16 protein-coding genes are annotated in these 19108 nt (G+C 36.4%); 1 reads left to right on the top strand and 15 read right to left on the bottom strand.

Annotated elements, in window-relative coordinates:
* Positions 1-41: 41 nt before the first annotated feature.
* From grpE to truB, 7 genes are all read right to left on the bottom strand, one after another.
* Positions 42-623: a nucleotide exchange factor GrpE gene (grpE, locus tag CDIMF43_RS07610; RefSeq protein ID WP_109841649.1), complete on the bottom strand. Its 582-nt coding sequence runs from the start codon at positions 621-623 to the stop codon at positions 42-44.
* 20 nt (positions 624-643) lie between these two features.
* Positions 644-1681, bottom strand: a complete 1038-nt coding sequence (gene hrcA / locus CDIMF43_RS07605; protein ID WP_109841648.1) for a heat-inducible transcriptional repressor HrcA — start codon at positions 1679-1681, stop codon at positions 644-646.
* Positions 1682-1869: 188 nt separating this feature from the next.
* Positions 1870-2334: an NUDIX hydrolase gene (locus CDIMF43_RS07600; protein ID WP_109841647.1), complete on the bottom strand. Its 465-nt coding sequence runs from the start codon at positions 2332-2334 to the stop codon at positions 1870-1872.
* A gap of 147 nt (positions 2335-2481) precedes the next feature.
* On the bottom strand, positions 2482-4080 hold the full coding sequence (locus CDIMF43_RS07595; RefSeq protein WP_109841646.1) for an ABC-F family ATP-binding cassette domain-containing protein: 1599 nt from the start codon (positions 4078-4080) through the stop codon (positions 2482-2484).
* A gap of 317 nt (positions 4081-4397) precedes the next feature.
* Positions 4398-5540, bottom strand: a complete 1143-nt coding sequence (hemW, locus tag CDIMF43_RS07590; RefSeq protein WP_109841645.1) for a radical SAM family heme chaperone HemW — start codon at positions 5538-5540, stop codon at positions 4398-4400.
* A 24-nt stretch (positions 5541-5564) separates the two neighbouring features.
* The gene (locus CDIMF43_RS07585) at positions 5565-6509 is read right to left on the bottom strand and encodes a bifunctional riboflavin kinase/FAD synthetase (RefSeq protein WP_074402845.1); all 945 of its coding nucleotides are present in this window, start codon (positions 6507-6509) and stop codon (positions 5565-5567) included.
* 19 nt (positions 6510-6528) lie between these two features.
* Complete coding sequence (truB, locus tag CDIMF43_RS07580; RefSeq protein WP_109841644.1) at positions 6529-7443, bottom strand: tRNA pseudouridine(55) synthase TruB; 915 nt, start codon at positions 7441-7443, stop codon at positions 6529-6531.
* Positions 7444-7647: 204 nt separating this feature from the next.
* On the opposite strand from truB, the gene CDIMF43_RS07575 reads away from it, so the two are divergent.
* Entirely contained in the window at positions 7648-8490 is an 843-nt protein-coding gene (locus CDIMF43_RS07575) for a DegV family protein (protein ID WP_109841643.1), read from the top strand.
* A 57-nt stretch (positions 8491-8547) separates the two neighbouring features.
* On the opposite strand, the gene CDIMF43_RS07570 is transcribed toward CDIMF43_RS07575, so the two are convergent.
* From CDIMF43_RS07570 to CDIMF43_RS07535, 8 genes are all read right to left on the bottom strand, one after another.
* Positions 8548-9144 carry a hypothetical protein gene (locus CDIMF43_RS07570; RefSeq protein ID WP_109841642.1) on the bottom strand — a complete coding sequence of 199 codons (597 nt, stop codon included), beginning with the start codon at positions 9142-9144 and terminating at the stop codon, positions 8548-8550.
* A 96-nt stretch (positions 9145-9240) separates the two neighbouring features.
* Positions 9241-9588, bottom strand: a complete 348-nt coding sequence (gene rbfA / locus CDIMF43_RS07565; protein ID WP_034569991.1) for a 30S ribosome-binding factor RbfA — start codon at positions 9586-9588, stop codon at positions 9241-9243.
* A gap of 35 nt (positions 9589-9623) precedes the next feature.
* Positions 9624-12038 carry a translation initiation factor IF-2 gene (infB, locus tag CDIMF43_RS07560; RefSeq protein ID WP_109841641.1) on the bottom strand — a complete coding sequence of 805 codons (2415 nt, stop codon included), beginning with the start codon at positions 12036-12038 and terminating at the stop codon, positions 9624-9626.
* Between the two features lie 15 nt (positions 12039-12053).
* Positions 12054-12362 carry a YlxQ-related RNA-binding protein gene (locus CDIMF43_RS07555; RefSeq protein WP_074402850.1) on the bottom strand — a complete coding sequence of 103 codons (309 nt, stop codon included), beginning with the start codon at positions 12360-12362 and terminating at the stop codon, positions 12054-12056.
* Entirely contained in the window at positions 12359-12643 is a 285-nt protein-coding gene (gene rnpM, locus CDIMF43_RS07550; protein WP_074402851.1) for an RNase P modulator RnpM, read from the bottom strand. The genes CDIMF43_RS07555 and rnpM overlap by 4 nt, the downstream gene beginning before the upstream one ends.
* 14 nt (positions 12644-12657) lie before the next feature.
* Positions 12658-13935, bottom strand: coding sequence for a transcription termination factor NusA (gene nusA / locus CDIMF43_RS07545; protein WP_109841640.1), 1278 nt, complete (start codon positions 13933-13935; stop codon positions 12658-12660).
* A gap of 39 nt (positions 13936-13974) precedes the next feature.
* On the bottom strand, positions 13975-14448 hold the full coding sequence (gene rimP, locus CDIMF43_RS07540; RefSeq protein WP_074402853.1) for a ribosome maturation factor RimP: 474 nt from the start codon (positions 14446-14448) through the stop codon (positions 13975-13977).
* Positions 14449-14638: 190 nt separating this feature from the next.
* Positions 14639-18982 carry a PolC-type DNA polymerase III gene (locus CDIMF43_RS07535; protein ID WP_109841639.1) on the bottom strand — a complete coding sequence of 1448 codons (4344 nt, stop codon included), beginning with the start codon at positions 18980-18982 and terminating at the stop codon, positions 14639-14641.
* Between the last annotated feature and the right edge of the window lie 126 nt (positions 18983-19108).

The following is a 19108-nucleotide window of genomic DNA, read 5'->3' as shown; positions in this document are numbered from 1 at the left end:
TTCGCTGATAAAAATCAGCTTCTCCGTTTTTTAGTTAAAACTTATTGTGACACTATAACCATGGCAGGACGCAATACGCGATCCTTCAAAATATACCCTTTTTGTAGAACGTTTACGACAGTATCTGCTGCTTGACCGTCTTCTGTCGGCACTGTCTGTACTGCTTGATGGAAATTTGGATCAAAGCTTTCACCAACTGGGTTAATCTCTTCAATTCCTTCACTTTTCAAGGCTGTTCTAAAGGTATTCATGACCATTTCTAAACCTTTTTTCAAGCTTTCGCCTTGTTCATCACTCACTTCTATTGCCATCGCGCGTTCCAAGTTATCAATCACTGGTAACAATTCTTTGGCAATGTCTTGTGAACGGTATTTCGCTGCGTCTTCGCGTTCTTTTTGGTTACGCTTGCGCATGTTTGCCATTTCTGCTTGAATGCGTAGATAGCGATCTTCCATGTCACTAAAGGCTGCTTTTGCTTCAGTTAATTCATCCACTGGAGCTGTTTCTTGCTCGTCCTTTTCTGGTTCTTCAACGGAAGTTGCTTCATCTATTTCATCCATGCTTGCTTTGATTTCTTCATCTAATTTTTCTTCTTGGAAACTTTCATTTTTCTTGTTAGACACGACAAAATCTCCTTTTTAAATTATTTTTCCATTCCTTGGTAATAATCCATCATTTTCTGTGAAAGCTCATTTCTAAAAGCATCGACTAATCCAATCATTCTTGAATACGGCATACTCGTTGGTCCTAACAGAGCAATCGTTCCCGTTCCATGTCCCACTACACTATAAGTTGCTGTAATTAAACTAAAATCTTGAAACAAGGTATTCTCTAGCTCTTGCCCAATCCTGACTTCGATTCCTTCTTGATTTTGGGTAATCAGCGAGGCTAAACCTGAATCTTTTTCCATCAGTGTATAGATCGACTTAAATTTTTCGACATCAAGTGCATTTGAAAAATCTAAGATATTCATGCGACCTCCAACAAAGACTCGTTCTTTAGCGGCTTTCATGATGATGTCATCAAATACATCTAGAATTCCAGATGGCGTACGAACATACTTTTGAATCAGCTGTGGAATTTCTGTTTTTAGTTTTTGATAAACTAGAACCAGAGGATATCCAATCAATTCATCATTAAAGATTGCAACAATCTTTTCTAATTCGTAACTATTGATGTTTTTTGGCAAATTAAAAATTTGATTTTCAACGTGCCCTTTATCTGTTACCAAGATGGCCATTACTTGGAAATTACTTAATGGAACTAAGCGAAAACCAGTTAATTTACTGTCTTTCAACTCAGGACCTAACGTAATTGCCGTGTAACTGGTTAGGTTTGACAAAACTTCAGCAGATTGTGCAACAATTTCATCTAATTCGTGAAAAGGTGAATTAAAAGATGACTTGATGGTTGCAAGATCTTTTGAATTGACTTTGTCTGGGTGTACTAAATGATCCACATAGAAACGATAGCCCTTTATTGACGGAATTCGTCCAGAAGAAGAATGTGTTTTTTCAATGTAACCAAGCTCTTCTAAGCGCCCCATCTCATTACGGATCGTCGCTGAACTAAAATCTAGTCCTGCTTCATTCATCAAAGTTTTAGACCCAACAGGATTTCCAAAATCTGTATACAATCGAATAATTGATTTGAGAATCAGGATCTGTCTTTCTGTTAACATTTGGTTCACCTCTTTTTAGCACTTAACAACAACGAGTGCTAATACATTTATTAATTTAACAAATTAGTCAGACTTTGTCAACAATATTCCCTTATTTTTTTACGAGTTTTTCCAAAAAATAGTTAAAATCCTACTTAGTACCTAGAACGCTCTACGTACTAAGCAGGATAAGCATTGTCACTCTTTGCTTACTGTTTTTCGACTTTTAAAAATTGATTGTTTTCAAAGTAACACATGTAGCGATTTTCTTGACGGTTGAGTAAAAGATCTTTCAGTACAAATGGAATATTATCTGGCATTCCTTGATTTTTAGAATCAAGAATCCAGTCAATTTCTTTAAAGTCTAAAATCCCTTCTCTCGTAGCGATTGGTGTTGAAAAATATTCGTTTTCTGGTAACTCCGTTAGAAACAGATGCAAGCCACCTGTGATTTCGTGATCAACGGTCCAAAGAAGTTGGCCGCCATAAAAAAGTTCACTTACGTCAATTGTTGTTTCTTCTTTTATTTCTCGAATCGCAGAATTTAATGGCGCTTCTCCCACTTCAATTTTCCCGCCAACTCCAGTCCACCGCCCCATCCATGGATTTTTTTGTCGATTAAGCAGTAGGACTTTAGTGCCCTGTTTTAAAAAACACAATGTGTACCATTGCATAAATATGCCTTCTTTCATCTTTTAAGTTAACGATTATTATATAGTAGCTTTCATCATTAGTTCATTAACTTCTATTATATCGTATTTTACGTAATTAGAAATAAAAAAAGAAGAGATTTAATTTCTCTTCTTTCATTAAGTGGAGTTTCACTCTTTTTTAGCAAGATAATCCTGATAATCACCAAGATACATTGTTGTTTTTTTGGGGGTCAACTCTAATACATGAGTGGCCAATTTATTGATAAAATAGCGATCATGAGATACAAAGAAAATGGTTCCTTCAAAGTTAATTAATGATTTTTCCAACATATCTTTAGTTGCTAAATCTAAATGATTGGTTGGTTCATCTAAAATTAAAACATTTGGTTTTGCTAACATCAATTTAGCAAAAATCAATTTTCCTTTTTCACCACCGCTTAAATCTTTGATTCGTTTTTCAACATTTTCTTGCGTAAATAACAGGCTAGCCAATGTTTGTCTAACTGTTAAATCATCTTCCTTGGGAAATGTTTGACGCATTTCTTCCAATACAGTTAACTCAGGGGTTAATGATTGAAATTCTTGGTCATAGTACCCTATTTTTGTATTGCCTCCCCATTTTATTGAGCCTTCAGCATAGGGCAATTCCTTAATAATTGATTTTAACAAAGTTGATTTTCCGACTCCATTGCTTCCTAATAAAGCAACCCGATCGCCTCGCTCTATTTTAAATTGAACATTTTCTAGTAATAACTCATTTGGTTTAACTGATAATGCAACATTTTCAAGTGCTAGAACAGCTTTATGAGAAGGGTACTCCATTTCAAAATTTAAATAAGCACTTTTTAAAGAAGCTAGTGGAGCATCGATACGATCGATACGATTTAGTTGTTTTTGTTTATTTTTAGCACTTTTAGCTGAGGTTGCTCGAACTATATGCTTTTCAACGTATGTCTCAAGACGTTTCACTTCTTTTTCTTGTTGCTTAAATCTTGACCAATGAAGTTGTTCATTTTTTTCTTTTTGACTGACATAGCTCGAATAATTCCCTTTGTAACGAGTGATTTGGTTTCTTTCCAACTCAACAACCGATTGAATAAATTTATCTAAGAAATAACGGTCGTGTGACACTACTAGAATAGCGCCACGATATTGAAACAGGAAATTCTCCAGCCATAAAATGGCTTCTAGATCCAAGTGATTGGTTGGTTCATCTAACACTAATAAATCAGGCTCTTCTAGTAATTGTTTGGCTAAAGACAATTTAGTCTTTTGTCCACCACTTAATTGTTGGATTTTAGTTTCTTTTAAAGAATTGAATCCCATCCCTGAAATAATAGAATCAATTTTAGCTTCAAATTCATATCCACCAAGCATTGCAAAGGATTCCGTTTTTTGACCGTATTCAGTTAAAAGGTTCTCTAAATCTTGTGTTTCTGATTGGCTCATTTGAACTTCAAGCCGCTGTATTTCCTGTTGCAATTGAATCAATCCACTAAAAACCGTCGTTAATTCTTCTTTGATTGTATTTGTCATAGTCAAATCTGACATCTGCTTAACAAAACCAATTTTACGGTGTGGATTTCGATAAATGGACCCTTCACTTACTTCCATCTCGTTCATTAATAAACTTAATAAAGTTGATTTTCCTGAACCGTTGACTCCAACTAATCCAATTTTTTCGCCTTCCTCAATTTTAAAGTTGATTTTATTTAAAATCGTGTTGCCATCGAAGTATTTTGTTACAGAATTTAATTGTACTAACATTTGTTCATCTCCTAGTTACTTTTTTTAAATGACTAGAGATGAGCAAGCCGATGATTATTTACTGCTTTTTATCGAATAACTCATCTCAAAGGAGATTCGTCTTTCCACAATGAAGCAATGGTAAATTGTTCCCGATATTAAATACAAATTGAAGTTCAATTGCTGTTTTCATTCCTAAGCCCCCCTACTCATAGATTCTTCCTTATCTTAACTCGTTAAAATAGAAATAACAAGAATTGACATTTTTTAATGAGTTGATACTCTGAGGCAAAAAAAAACTAAAACTCCCTGATTCAGGTAAGTTTTAGTCGTTATTTTTATTTGGGGCTACTTAATAAAAAGGCTTGGAAAACTTCATTTCCTAAAAATTTCCCTTTTTCTGTTAAGCGAATTTTATCAGGGGTAACTTCAAGCAATCCATCTGTCACAAGGCTATTGATAACCTCTTGATAGACTTCAAAAATAGGCACCTGAAATTTATCAAAAAAATGTTGAATTGAAACGCCTTCTAGTTTTCTCAACCCTAAAAACATTTCTTCTTCAATTTTTTCTTCTATCGATAATTGTTGGGTTCTTAAGATAGGCAACCGATTTTCTCTAAGGGGTTCTAAATACTGTTGAATTGGTCCGTTGTTTTGATAACGGTGCCCTCCTAAATAGCCATGAGCGCCTGCACCAAACCCATAATATTTTTCATTTTTCCAATAAATCAGATTATGCTGAGATTCAAATCCTGGTAAAGCATAGTTGCTTATTTCATACTGCTTGCGCCCTTTTTCAGCCATTAAATCAATGGCCATTTGATACATATTTGCCTCTTCATCTTCCGTTGGCAAAGGCAATTTCCCTTGTCGCATCAAATTGTAAAAAATGGTTTTATTTTCTAAAATCAATGAATACGTAGAGTAATGGGGCAGTTCTAATTCCAGTGCTTTTACTAAGCTGTTCTTGAAGTCCGCTTCTGTTTGTCCTGGCAATCGGTAAATTAAATCAATGCTAATATTTTCAAAACCCACTTGTCGCGCATTCGCAATTGATTGGTAGACATCTTTTACTTTATGAATACGACCGATTTTCTTTAGCAAATCATCATTGAAAGACTGGACTCCCATACTGAGACGATTCACGCCATGATCGTGTAAGACTTTTAATTTTTCAACGGATAAATCTCCGGGATTTGCTTCAAAAGTAAATTCATTTCCTAGTTGGAAAGGTAGAATTTTTTTCATTCCTGTTAACAATCGATCTAACTGCTTTTCATTCAATGTGGTCGGTGTACCGCCACCCACATATATGGTCTCAATTTTTTCATCTGGTGTTTGAGCCATTGTTAACTGCATTTCTCTTAAAAGCATATCGACATATTCGTCTACTGGTTGTCCTTCTAAAAAGACCTTATTAAAGTCACAGTAAAAACAAATATGCTCACAAAAAGGAATATGAATATAGGTTGCTGTCATGAGTTCACGATCCTTTCCTCGCTTTTATTTTTCGTTGTTAAAGTAAACGGTTGTGTCTACTTCATCTTGCTTTAATTGTGCAATCAATTCGACAACAGAATCGAATTTTAATTCATCTCTTAAATAATGGTGCCACGAAACAGAAACACGTTCTCCATAGATATCTTCATTGAAATCTAAAATATAGACCTCAACCGTCATGTCTCGATTGTCACCAAAGGTCACGTTATAGCCAATCGAAGCCATGCCTAGATGCCATTGGTTGCCCACTTTAATTTTCACCGCATACACGCCGACTCTTGGCAAACGTACACCTGCGTCTACTTCAATATTTGCTGTAGGAAATCCTAGTAATCGTCCTCTCGCATCTCCGTGAACGACTCTTCCAGGAACTTCATAGGCATAGCCTAGTAATTCATTTGCGGTTTTCATATTTCCAGCTGCTAATTCTTTTCGAATACGGGTAGAACTAATTTTTTCATCAGCGGTTTCCTGCTTTTCAACTGTAACCACTTCGAAACGTTTGTCTGCATAACGTGGCAATTGTTCCATATTAGCTGTATCTTTTGGTCCATAGGTATAATCAAATCCTGCAACAACCACTTTAGCATGTAAATCCACCATATACTGGTTTACAAATTCAATTGGCGATAAACTGGCAAAAGCTGAAGTAAATTCAATTACATAAAGAATATCAACGCCTTGTGCAGCCATTAATTCTTCTTTTCTCTTAATTGTAGACAAGTATTTCATTTGATCGGGATCAATTTTTTGAAATACAATCGAAGGATGCTGATTAAATGTCATTAACGCTAATTTTAGATTTTTTTTCTTCGCGATTTTTTTTGCTGTTGCAATGACTTCTTGATGCCCTAAATGGACTCCATCAAAAAAACCTAAGGCTAAAACAACATCATCTGTTGGAATTTGATTTGATTGGTACGGATGATGGATATTGACAACTTTCATAAAAAAGAACCCCTTTAATCTATTGATTTCGTAAGACTTTTGTTGGTTTTACTAATTGTGGTTTAGTAGGATGAACGTCATACAAGCTTGTTGCTTGCCCTTGATACATCATCACGACTGGGAAGCGACTGTAGGTATTGAACAGGCTCTTAGGAAGTGGGACTCCGTTCTTCACCTTTTGCCACAATTCATCTGAGACTTCCATTGTTTCAAATTCTTTCAAACCAAATTCTAATGGGAAGAGCTTTTTCTGAATACTCTCCGCTTTCATTGCTTCGGCTACTTGTTCCAAAGTCAAACAATCACTTGCTTTAAATGTTCCACTTAGAATACGGGTTAAATCAGACATATGTGCAGGGTAACCTAGTGCCTCACCTAAATCAACAGCTAACGTTCGGACATACGTCCCCTTGCCACAAGCTACTTCAAATCGCCATTTTACTGTTCCAGCATCCTCATTAAAAATAGGTTCGCTAGTTCGTATAAAAGAGTTGATCTCAGCTTTTCTTTTAGGTCGTTCTACTGTTTCACCGTTTCGTGCGTATTCATATAGGCGCTTGCCATTTACTTTGACTGCCGAAAACATGGGAGGGACTTGAATGATTGTACCTTCCATGTTTTTCATTTGGTGATCAATTTCTTCAATTGTAGGGGCTTTAGTTACTTTTTTTACTTCAACCCTCTCACCACTGACATCTTCTGTAGTAGTTGAATACCCTAAAGTAATTTCTCCTACATATGCTTTTCCCGTTTCCATCATATATTCAACAACTTTAGTTGCTTTTCCAACACATATTGGCAAAACACCGTCTACGTCTGGATCAAGCGTTCCTGTGTGGCCTATTTTTTTTGTATTTAAAATTTTTCTTAACTTAAAAACGCAATCATGGCTTGTCATGCCACGCTCTTTCCAAAGTGGAAGAATTCCGTCCATTTGCAACCCAACTTTCTTGTTTCATAACCACGCTATTATAACATAGTTAAGAAAATAAAAGAATCTACTATTCTTGATTTTTCTTTGGTTATTTATTAGGTTTCTACAAAATTTTTCAAAATGGATGTCTTTTTAAAGTGAAATTTGGTATTCTTAAGATGGTAGCATTTTCATAAAAGCTACTCTATTTAAGGAGGCAACTAAATGAAAAACATTAAGATTGTAACGGACTCTACAGTTCAACTATCAAAAGAAGAAATTGAAACCTATAATATCACTGTAGTGCCATTGTCCGCTATGATTGATAGCGTTGTTTACATTGATGATGAAACAATTACAAAATCAGAATTCTTAGAAAAAATGAATGAAAGCCCTACCCTTCCAAAAACGTCACAACCTCCAATCGGACGCTTTGTTGACACTTATAATGAATTAGGAGCAGATGGCAGCCAAGTCTTATCCATTCACTTGACAGAGCACTTAAGTGGCACTGTTCAAGCGGCTCACCAAGCTTCTCATTTATCCCATACAGACGTTTCTGTCATTGACTGCCAGTTTATTGATCGCGCTATGGCCTTTCAAGTGTTAGCTGCTGCTAAATTAGCTAAAGAGGGCGCCTCAATGGAAACAATTCTTGAAAAAATGAATGAAATCAAACATAAAACCGTGCTGTATATTTGTGTGGTAAACCTTGAAAACCTCATCAAAGGTGGTCGAATTAGCCCTACAATTGGAAAAATATCCAGCTTTTTAAATATGAAACTCTTGTTGCGCTTAACTGATACTGGGTTAGAACCGGACACTAAAGGACGCGGTATGCGTTCTATCCAAAAAAGGATGGATAAGTTAATCGATGAAATGAAACAAACAAGTGGCATTAAAGCCATCGGGATTACACATATTGGTTTGACTCCTTTTACAGTAAGCTTAATTGAAAATTTAAAAACACATTTTCCACATGCTGACTATGCCATTAATTATGCTAGTCCAAGTATTATGACTCATGCTGGACGAGATGCTTTTTCTATTATGTATGAAACGATTTAATTTAATCGATAATTAAAAGGTCAAGTTAGGGAAATCTCCTTAACTTGACCTTATTTATTATTCTTTTTCAATCAATAAAAACTCTTGTTCTTGGCTATCCAATAAGCGTTTATTTTGTTGAATCGTCGCCCATTTTTCTAAACGGCGATTTTTTTCTCGTTCTTTAGTTTTGGTTGAATCACATGTATAGAATTCAACTTTATCTGTTTCAGTGAAACACTTAGTAAGAATTTTCAAAAAGCCCACTTGTTGTGCCTTATTCACTGCCCTTGCTTCATCCATCATTTGTTTATATTGTACAATCTGTTCTTGCGGATAACTTTCTAAATCAGGATCGTCTTCGATAGGTTCCCAAACTGGAAAATCCGTTGTTTCGTATACATATGACGTTGAAAAATGCTTCAAAAGATCTTGATCTTCCACTTCTCTCAAAATTTCAAAGCCTCCCATAATTTCGGCTTCTGTGTCATAGAATAAAATTTGCTTCATTGTTAGTTCTGGATTTTGCGTTTCTTCTTTTAAATAATCTAAAACCATTTCATCGGTAACCCCTGCTTCTAGTGTATCTCTGGCAATCATGGCAACCACTTCTTGATTTCCAGTATTTGAAAGAGTTAAAGGCGTATTTGTACCTAAATATGAAACTACATTCATTATTTTTGCTCCTTTTGATTGTTAGTGTATAGCTATTATAACAAATATTAAACAGTAAAAAAACTAAGATTAGCCTAAACTAATCTTAGTTTTTTTTTAGTCTTTATTTAAATTACGCAATAGTTCATCGATGCGATTGCCATATGCCACTGATTCATCACGTTCAAACATGATTTCTGGTGTTTTGTACAATGTTAAACGATGCCCTAATTCTTTTCTGATTAAGCCAGAAGCTTTTTCAAGCCCTAATTGTGCTTTTTCAAGATCACTTGCTTTATCAGATAAAATGCTGTAATAAATGGTTGCTTGTTGTAAATCCCCAGTTACACGTACATCCGTAATGGTAACATCTTGAACGCGAGGGTCTCTCACTTTTTTCTTTAAGATATCATTTACCTCACGTTGTACTTCTTGGGTAACACGACCAACTCTAAAATTTGCCATAATAGCCCTTCTTTCTGCTGAATGAAGCTATTTGATTATTTACGTTTGATTTCCACCATACGATAAGCTTCCACTACATCGTCTACTCTTAAATCATTGAAATCTTTAATCATAAAGCCACATTCATATCCTAATTTAACTTCTTTTGCATCATCTTTAAAGCGTTTCAAACTTGCCAATTCGCCTTCAAAAATAACAATGCTATCACGAATTAAACGAACACTGCTGTTACGAGTAATGAAACCATCCGTTACATAACCCCCAGCAATAACACCAACTTTTGATACTTTGAAGGTTTCACGAACAACTGCTTGTCCAGTGATTTCTTCTTCGTATTCAGGATCTAACATCCCTTTCATTGCTGTTTCAATTTCATCAATTGCGTTGTAAATAATACGGTGTAATCGAATATCTACTTCTTCTTGCTCTGCTTGTTGTTTTGCTTGAGTTGTCGGACGAACGTTAAATCCAATGACAATCGCGTTACTTGCTGCAGCCAATGTGATATCACTCTCATTGATAGCTCCAACCGCTGTATGGATAATTTTAACACGGACACCTTCAACTTCAATTTTTTGTAAACTTGCTGCTAACGCTTCAACTGAACCTTGTACATCTGCTTTGATGATAACATTAACGTCTTTCAATTCGCCTTCTTGTAAGCTTGAGAATAAATTATCAAGGGTTACACGGTTCGTTGATGAGCGTTGTTCAACCATCGCACGTTTTGCACGTTCTTCACCTGCTGCACGAGCGGTCTTCTCGTCTTCAAAGACAACAAAACGATCCCCTGCTTGAGGTGCGTTATTTAATCCAGTGATTTCCACAGGTGCTGCTGGTCCTGCCGTTTTAACACGACGACCAATTTCATTTGCCATTACACGGACACGGCCAAACGTGCTCCCAACTACGATTGGATCTCCAACATGTAGCGTTCCTTCTTGAACTAATAAGGTTGCAACTGGACCTTTGCTCTTATCTAGACGAGCTTCAATCACTGTTCCAAGTGCTAAACGAGTTGGATCAGCTTTTAATTCTTGGACTTCTGCTACTAACAGAATCATTTCTAACAATTCATTGATATTTTGACCGAATTTAGCTGAAATTTCAACGAAAATCGTATCGCCACCCCATGCTTCAGGAATTAAACCATATTCAGTTAATTCTTGCATCACTTTTTCAGCGTTTGCTGCTGGTTTATCAATTTTGTTTACTGCAACAATAATTGGAACTTCAGCCGCTTTAGCATGGTTAATCGCTTCAATTGTTTGTGGCATAACGCCATCATCTGCAGCTACTACTAGTACGGTAATATCTGTAATACCTGCTCCACGAGCACGCATTGTAGTAAATGCCGCATGTCCTGGTGTATCTAAGAACGTAATTGGTTTGCCATCAAAATCAATTTGATAAGCTCCGATATGCTGCGTGATTCCGCCTGCTTCACCTAAACTTACTTTTGAATTTCTTAATGAATCTAATAAAGTTGTTTTACCATGGTCAACGTGCCCCATAATTGTAACTACTGGTGGACGCGTTACTAGCGCTTCTTCGTTTACTTCTTGTTCAAAGTAAACATCTAGATCAGAAACATCCAATTCAATTTTTTCTTCTGCTTCAATTCCGTAATCAGCAGCTAGTAATTCGATTGCGTCTTTGCTTAAAGCTTGGTTTAATGTTGCCATTACGCCTAACAAGAATAATTTTTTAATAATTTCAGCTGGTTCACGGTAGATTTTTTTAGATAATTCTGCCACTGTCATTCCATCTGAATAAACAAGAACTTCTGGTAATTCTTTAAATTTACGAGGTACTGGCGGTGCTACTGGTTTAGTTTCGCCACGTTTCCCTTTACGTTTTCTGAAATTATTGCGGTTGTTGTAGCTATTATAGCCGCCACGGTTTCCACCTTGACCACCACGATTGTTGCTACTTTGACCACCGCGATTGTTACTTGCTGCAGGTCCGTTTGATTGCGGACGTGTAGTTCCTGTGCCAGTCGTTTGTGGACGAGCGTTAGCACTTCCGCTGTTGCTTTGTGAACGGTTTGCTGTGCCACTTTGAGCTGGACGAGCTGATGTTGATTGACTTGGTTTGCTTTGAGTCGCAGGGCGATTCGTTGATTTTGCTTGTGTTGTCTGATTTCCAGTCTTCGGTCCACTTGTTGTTGCTGGACGTTGCTGTTTATTGTCTTTTGAGTTCGTAGTAGTACCTCCTACGTCACTTTTAGGTGAACGATTTGTTTTTTGTTTAACTTCATTTTGACTGCTTTTAGGAGCTACATGCTCTTTTTTAGAAGCAAAACTTTGGTTTAATTTTTGAACTTGACTGTCTTCCATAGAAGACATATGGCTGTTGTAGTCAAAGCCTAGTTCTTTTGCTTTTTCAATCACACGTTTACTTGACACGTCGTGTTCCTTGGCGTATTCGTAGACACGTTTTTTCCCCATGTAATCACCCTCCAATTAAATTGATAGTAATTCACGAAATTTTTTGGCAAAACCATTATCCATAATGGTTGAAATTGTCCGTTCTTTACCAATTGCATGGCTAATTTCAGCTTTCGTGAAACGCACTGCAACTGGAATTTCATAGTATTGACATTTGTCTGATATTTTTTTGATTGTATTTTCACTGGCGTCAGTTGCCACAATTACTAATTTCGCTTGTTCGTTTCGAATCTCTTTCAAACTTAAATCTTCTCCGGTAACAAGTTTTCCAGCTCGTTGAGCCATTCCTAAAAGATTTAAGATTTTTTGATCGTTTGTTATCATAGGCTCATCCGTGCTTTCTGGTGAGTAACATAATCAAGTAGTTCTTGATAGAACTCCTCCGTAATCGTTGCATTTATTTGTCGATCTAGCACTCGCTTATCCCAAGCCTTTTGAACAACTGTTGGTTCAATAGAAACATAAGCACCACGGCCAGGTAGTTTTCCAGTTGGATCAATGGAAACTAGTCCTTCTTTGTTTCTAACAATCCGAATCATTTCTTTCTTAGGTTTCATTTCGTTTGTTACAACACATTTGCGCATTGGAATTTTTCGCTTTTGCATCTAATCACCTCTTTTTATTCTTCGTGTCCAGCTCGCTCTTCACCTAATTCAATCATGCTTTCAGCATCTTCAGGATTTAAAATATTTTCTTCCACTTCTGAATCTAATTCAGAGACTTCTTCGATTCCATCTAAATCTTCGATATTTTCAATCACTTCTTCAACATCCACAGCTTCCATATCTTGGTCAACTGCTTCAACTGCTTCTGCATAATCTGCGGCTTCTTCTAATTCAGCTTCTTCTTTTGCAAGTTCTAAGGCTTTCATATCAGATTCTGATTTGATATCAATTTTAAAGCCAGTTAATTTAGCGGCTAAACGAGCATTTTGCCCACGTTTACCAATAGCTAATGACAATTGATAGTCAGGAACTACAACAACGCAACTACCTGCTGCTTCATTGAAAGTTACACTAACGACTTGTGCTGGGTTTAACGCATTTGCGATATAAACTGCTGGATCTTCATTGTACTCAACGATATCCATATTTTCGCCTTTTAATTCATTTACGATAGCTTGGACACGTTGTCCTTTAGGTCCTACACAGGTACCTACTGGATCAATATTTTCTTCACGAGACATCACGGCAACTTTTGCACGGTCGCCTGCTTCTCTTGCAATAGATACAATCTCAACGGTTCCATCGTAAATTTCAGGTACTTCTTGTTCAAATAAGCGTTTTAATAAATCAGGGTGGCTACGACTTACAAAAATTTGAGGTCCTTTTGAAGTGTTTTCTACCTTCGTCACATAAACTTTAATACGATCGTGTGGTTTGTATACTTCATTCGGGATTTGCTCTTGTTTTGAAAGAACCGCTTCGATTTTGCCAAGATTCACGTAAATGTAACGGTTATCTTGACGTTCTACGATTCCTTGCATAATGTCATTTTCATAAGCTACAAATTCATTATAGATAATGCTTCTTTCCGCTTCTCGAACGCGTTGCATAATTACTTGCTTCGCAGTTTGAGCTGCAATACGACCGAAGTCTTTAGGGGTTACTTCAAAACGAATATGATCGCCAACTTCATAAGCTGCATTTACTTCCATTGCGTCTTGAATACTCACTTCTAAGCGTGAGTCAAAAACGACATCAACGACTTCTTTTACAGCGTATACGTGAATGTTTCCTTTTTTCATATCAAATTCAACTTCCACGTTTTGGGCTTGACCATAATTACGTTTATATGCAGAAACTAAAGCAGCTTCTAGTGCGTCAATGACAATTTCTTTAGCAATTCCTTTTTCGGTCTCTAAAGCATCAAGAGCATTTAACATTTCTTTGCTCATTTGTGATTTCTCTCCTATCTTCTCTCATTATCAATAAGTTTAGAACTTAATTGCTAATCGAGCCTTTGCAATTTTTTTACGATTAAATTCTATCTCTTTTTCTCTTGTTTTGATACGAATCGTTAAGGTTAAGGTTTCTTCTGTTAATTCTTTTAACGTGCCTTCGTATACTTTTTGACCTTCAACTGGTTCGTATAATGAAATATTGATATAAGAGCCAATTGCATTTTGATAATCTGCTTCTTTTTTAAGTGGACGTTCCGCTCCTGGACTTGATACTTCTAAGAAGTACGCTTGTGGGATCGGATCTGGATCGATTTGATCCATGCGTTCGCTAATTTTTTCGCTGATTAATGCACATTCTTCGATATCAATGCCACCTGGCTTATCGATATAGGTTCTTAAAAACCAATTTTTACCTTCTTTTACAAACTCTACGTCAACTAATTCAAACTGAAATTCGTCAACGATTGGTTGAACAATATTTTTAACCGTATCAACCACATTACTCAAATCCATCGCCTCCCTTTAGACACTTTTCACCTGACTGCCGAAAAAGAGTGAGCGTCGCCGCTCACTCTCAACAGAATATCTAAATACAGTACTATATTAACACGATTTCACGCTAAATGCAACTATAGGACTGGTTCTATCTTACAAAAAGGGCTTTTTCATCCCACGTTTTCAAAATTAGCCTGCTATTTTAAAACATGTCAAACAAGGACAATTGATTTTCATCTGGTAAGTCTTTTAGTACTTTATTTTCAGTCATATATTCAATCAATGTTTTTGAGACCTTTCCTCTTGTTGCTAAATCTTCTTTTGAAAGGAATTTCTTTTCTTCTCTTGCGATACAAATTTGTTTCGCCACATTGGCTCCTAAACTTGGAACGGCTCTAAATGGTGCTATTAAGGAGTTTCCGTCAATAACAAAATCGTTGGCATCTGACTTATACAAATCAATCATTTTGAATTCAAATCCTCGTTCAACCATCTCGTTACATAATTCTAAAACCGTTAATAGATTTTTTTCTTTTGTTGAAGCATCTAACCCTTTATCCATAATTTCTTTCATTTTTGCTTTGATTGCATCTTTTCCTTGGCTCATTGCCACTAAGTCGAAGTCATCTGCTCGAACAGAAAAGTATGCTGCATAATAAAGAATTGGAAAATGGACTTTGTAGTAGGCTACTCGCAGTGCCATTAAAACATAGGCCGCAGCATGGGCTTTAGGGAACATGTACTTGATTTTCAAACAAGAATCAATATACCATTCAGGTATTTTTTCATCACGCATTGATTTTTGCCAGTCATCAGGAATACCTTTTCCTTTACGAACGCTTTCCATAATTTTAAAGGCCAATCCATCATCTAATCCATTGTGAATAAGATAAACCATGATGTCATCCCGACAACCAATTACTTGCGACAGTGGGATGTTTTGAGTACGAATCAACTCTTCTGCATTTCCTAACCATACATCGGTTCCATGAGATAGTCCTGAAATTTGTAATAATTCAGTGAACGTTGTTGGTTTGGTTTGTTCCAACATTCCTCGAACAAATCTGGTCCCAAATTCGGGAATTCCAAGTGTTCCGGTATTGGATTCAATTTGGTCACTGGTCACGCCTAGTATCTCAGGTCCACCAAATATTTTCATTACTTCTGGATCATCGGTTGGGATAGTCTTTGGATCAATTCCAGATAAATCTTGTAACATTCTAATTACCGTTGGATCATCATGCCCTAAAATATCCAGTTTTAATACATTATCGTGGATTGAATGGAAATCAAAATGAGTCGTTTTCCATTCAGAATCTTGAGCATCCGCTGGAAATTGAATTGGCGTAAAGTCGTAAACATCCATATAATCTGGAATAACAATAATTCCTCCTGGATGTTGTCCAGTTGTTCTTTTGACGCCTGTAGATCCTTTGGCTAAACGGTCAATTTCTGCTGCTCGAAAATTCAAGTTCATATCCCGTTCATACCCTTTTACAAAACCATATGCCGTACGATCTGCTACCGTACCAATTGTTCCTGCTCGAAAAACATATTCATCGCCAAAAAGAACTTTGGTATAGTTATGTGCTTGAGGTTGATAATCTCCAGAAAAGTTTAAATCAATATCGGGTACTTTGTCGCCATGGAATCCTAAGAACGTTTCAAATGGAATATCATGTCCGTCTTTAAATAATCTCGCCCCACATTTTGGACAGGGTTTTTCTGGCAAATCAAAACCTGAGCCCACTGAACCATCATCAAAGAATTCAGAATATTGACAGTCTGGGCAACGATAGTGAGGAGGCATCGGGTTAACCTCGGTAATTCCTGTCATCGTTGCAACAAAACTAGATCCAACAGAACCACGTGATCCAACTAGATAGCCGTCATTCAGGCTTTTATGCACCAATTTTTGAGAAATCAAATAAATAACGGAGAAGCCATTTCCTATAATACTATTCAATTCTTTTTCAATTCGTTTTTCAACAATTTCAGGAAGTGGATCACCATATAGTCTTTTCGCTTCATCATAACTTAGTTTTCGAATTTCTTCTTCTGACCCTTCAATCTTAGGCGTATATAAATCCGTTTTAACTGGTGTCATTTCTTCTACCATATCGGCGACTTTTTGAGTATTCTCAACAACAATTCGATGGGCTGTTTCCTTACCTAAAAAACTAAATTCTGTCAGCATTTCATTCGTTGTTCGGAAATGAACTTCTGGTAAAATACTACGATTCAAAGGATTTGCTCCTCCTTGGGAATGAATCAAAATTTTACGGTAAATTGCATCTTCTTCATTCAAGTAATGAACATTTCCTGTCGCAACAACCGGTTTATCTAGCTCTTCTCCCATCTTCACCATGTTTCGGACGATCTCTTCTAAGTCGGATTCACTTTTAACTAACTCTTGAGCTAGTAAATGCGCGTACACTGGTTTTGGCATTACTTCTAGATAATCATAAAATTTAGCTTTATTTTTAGCTTCGTCATAGCCTTTTTGCATCATGGCTTCAAAAACTTCGCCTTGACTACAAGCGGATCCGATAATTAAACCTTCTCGTAACTCATTTAATTTTGATCTTGGAATTCTAGGCACACGGTAAAAATAATCCACCATTGACATTGATACCAATTTAAATAAGTTCTTTAACCCCGCTTGCGTTGTCGCGAGAATTGTTGCATGGAAAGGTCTTGCTCGTTTATAAGAATCCCCTTCACCAATATGCAGATTTAATTCATCGTGATAGTGCATATTATGTTCTTCTTTTGCTTCTTTGAGGAAAATCCAGCATAATTGTCCCGTTGATTCTGAATCATAAATTGCTCGATGATGTTGCTCCAAATTAACACCATATTTTTTAGATAATGTATTTAAACGATGGCTTTTTAATTGTGGATGTAAAAATCTTGATAATTCTAATGTATCAATTACAGGATTTATAGCTTCTGGAATATCATATTTTCCGTAACTAGTATTTAAGAAGCCCATATCAAAACTCGCATTATGAGCCACTAAAATATGATTTTCAGAAAATTCTTTAAAGAGTTTTAACACTTCTTCTTCTGATTTAGAGCCCTTCACCATATCGTCTGTAATACCAGTCAAATTAATGGTCGTTTGAGACAATGGGTGACCAGGATCAATAAATTGCTCAAAGGTTTCTACAACATTGCCTTTATACATTTTAACGGCTGCCAATTCAATAATGGTATCGTAAACTGCTGATAATCCAGTTGTCTCCACATCAAAAACGACATAGGTTGCATCGGATAATTCAATATGATCGGGATTATATGCAATTGGAACCCCATCATCAACGATATTCGCTTCTATTCCATATAAAATTTTCACACCATGTTTTTGTCCCGCGTGAAAAGCATCTGGGAAAGATTGCGCTCCGCCATGATCCGTAATCGCTATAGCAGGTTGGCCCCATTTAGCAGCTTGTGCAACTAAATCAGTAATATTGTTCGTTGCATCCATTTGACTCATGTTTGAGTGAAGATGTAATTCAACTCGCTTGTCTCCTTCAGCAGCTGTATCCTTACGAGCATCGTGTTTCCATTCGGTTACGTCACGAGCACTCATCACTAAATCTCGCATAAAGCTATCTTCTTGAACGCTCCCTCTAGCTCGAACCCACATTCCTTTTTGTAGTGCAGCAAAAGCCGCTTCGTCTTCAGGGGAATTGGAAAACATTTTAACTGAAAAAGAAGAGGTATAATCGGTAATTTTTAAAATCATAATCTGACGTTCAGAGCGCAGCACACGAATTTCTTTGTCAAAAACGTATCCTTCAATTGTGACACGACGCTCTTCTTCAATGATTTCACTCATTTGTTTTACTTCTTCTTTAGCATTGATTTGTCGACCTAAAACAATTGGTCCTTTTGGCAAATTCACCAGTTTTTGATCTTTATTGCGCTTTTTCTCTTCTTCTGCTTTTTGCAAATTTTCTGAAGCTCTGATTGCTAATAGCGCATCAGCCTCTTCTTTTTTTGCTTGAAATTGAGCTAATTTTTCAGCATTCGCAACTTCATCAATAATCGGTTCGATTTTAAAGCGAGGAAAACCAAGTCTTTGATACTCCGCTTCTACTGGAGGCAAATATTCATTTAACAGATGGCTTTTAACAACTTCATTTTCAACAAAAAGCTGAACTTTTTTTACATTCATGATAGGCAATTGTTTCGAAAATAAGTTATTAATTAATGGGGAAGAGACTCCGCTTTTTTTTACGGCTTCCGGCCAATAATGTTCTAGTTTTTCAATCGTTAGCTGTGGCTGTTCTGCTTCAACTGAAAATGTAACATCGGCAATGTTTCGAAATGAAATTTGCAAACGCTCTGACAAATTTTGGTAAACTTCAAATGGCAATATATCTTGAAATAAAAAATCGAAATGCCAAACTTTGGATTGCTTATGCACCGTGACTTTTTTTATACTTGCATTTTCAAAATAAGGGCGGTAGCCTGCTTCATGATGTAGGTCTACTTGTTCCAGTAATTTTTGAAACAATTCTTGTTGATTTAAACTCATGGGATACCCCTTCCTTTATCTACATGCTAACAAGGTTTTAATTTGTTTGCTTATCTTTGATGACTACGTCTAATATTGTACCAAATTTCAAAGCAAAACGATATTTCATTTTAGTACAATTAAAAA

Source organism: Carnobacterium divergens (genome assembly GCF_900258435.1).
GTDB lineage: Bacteria > Bacillota > Bacilli > Lactobacillales > Carnobacteriaceae > Carnobacterium > Carnobacterium divergens_A.
The sequence above is the reverse complement of the archived record's forward strand: the minus strand, read 5'-3'. Positions and strand labels throughout refer to the sequence as shown.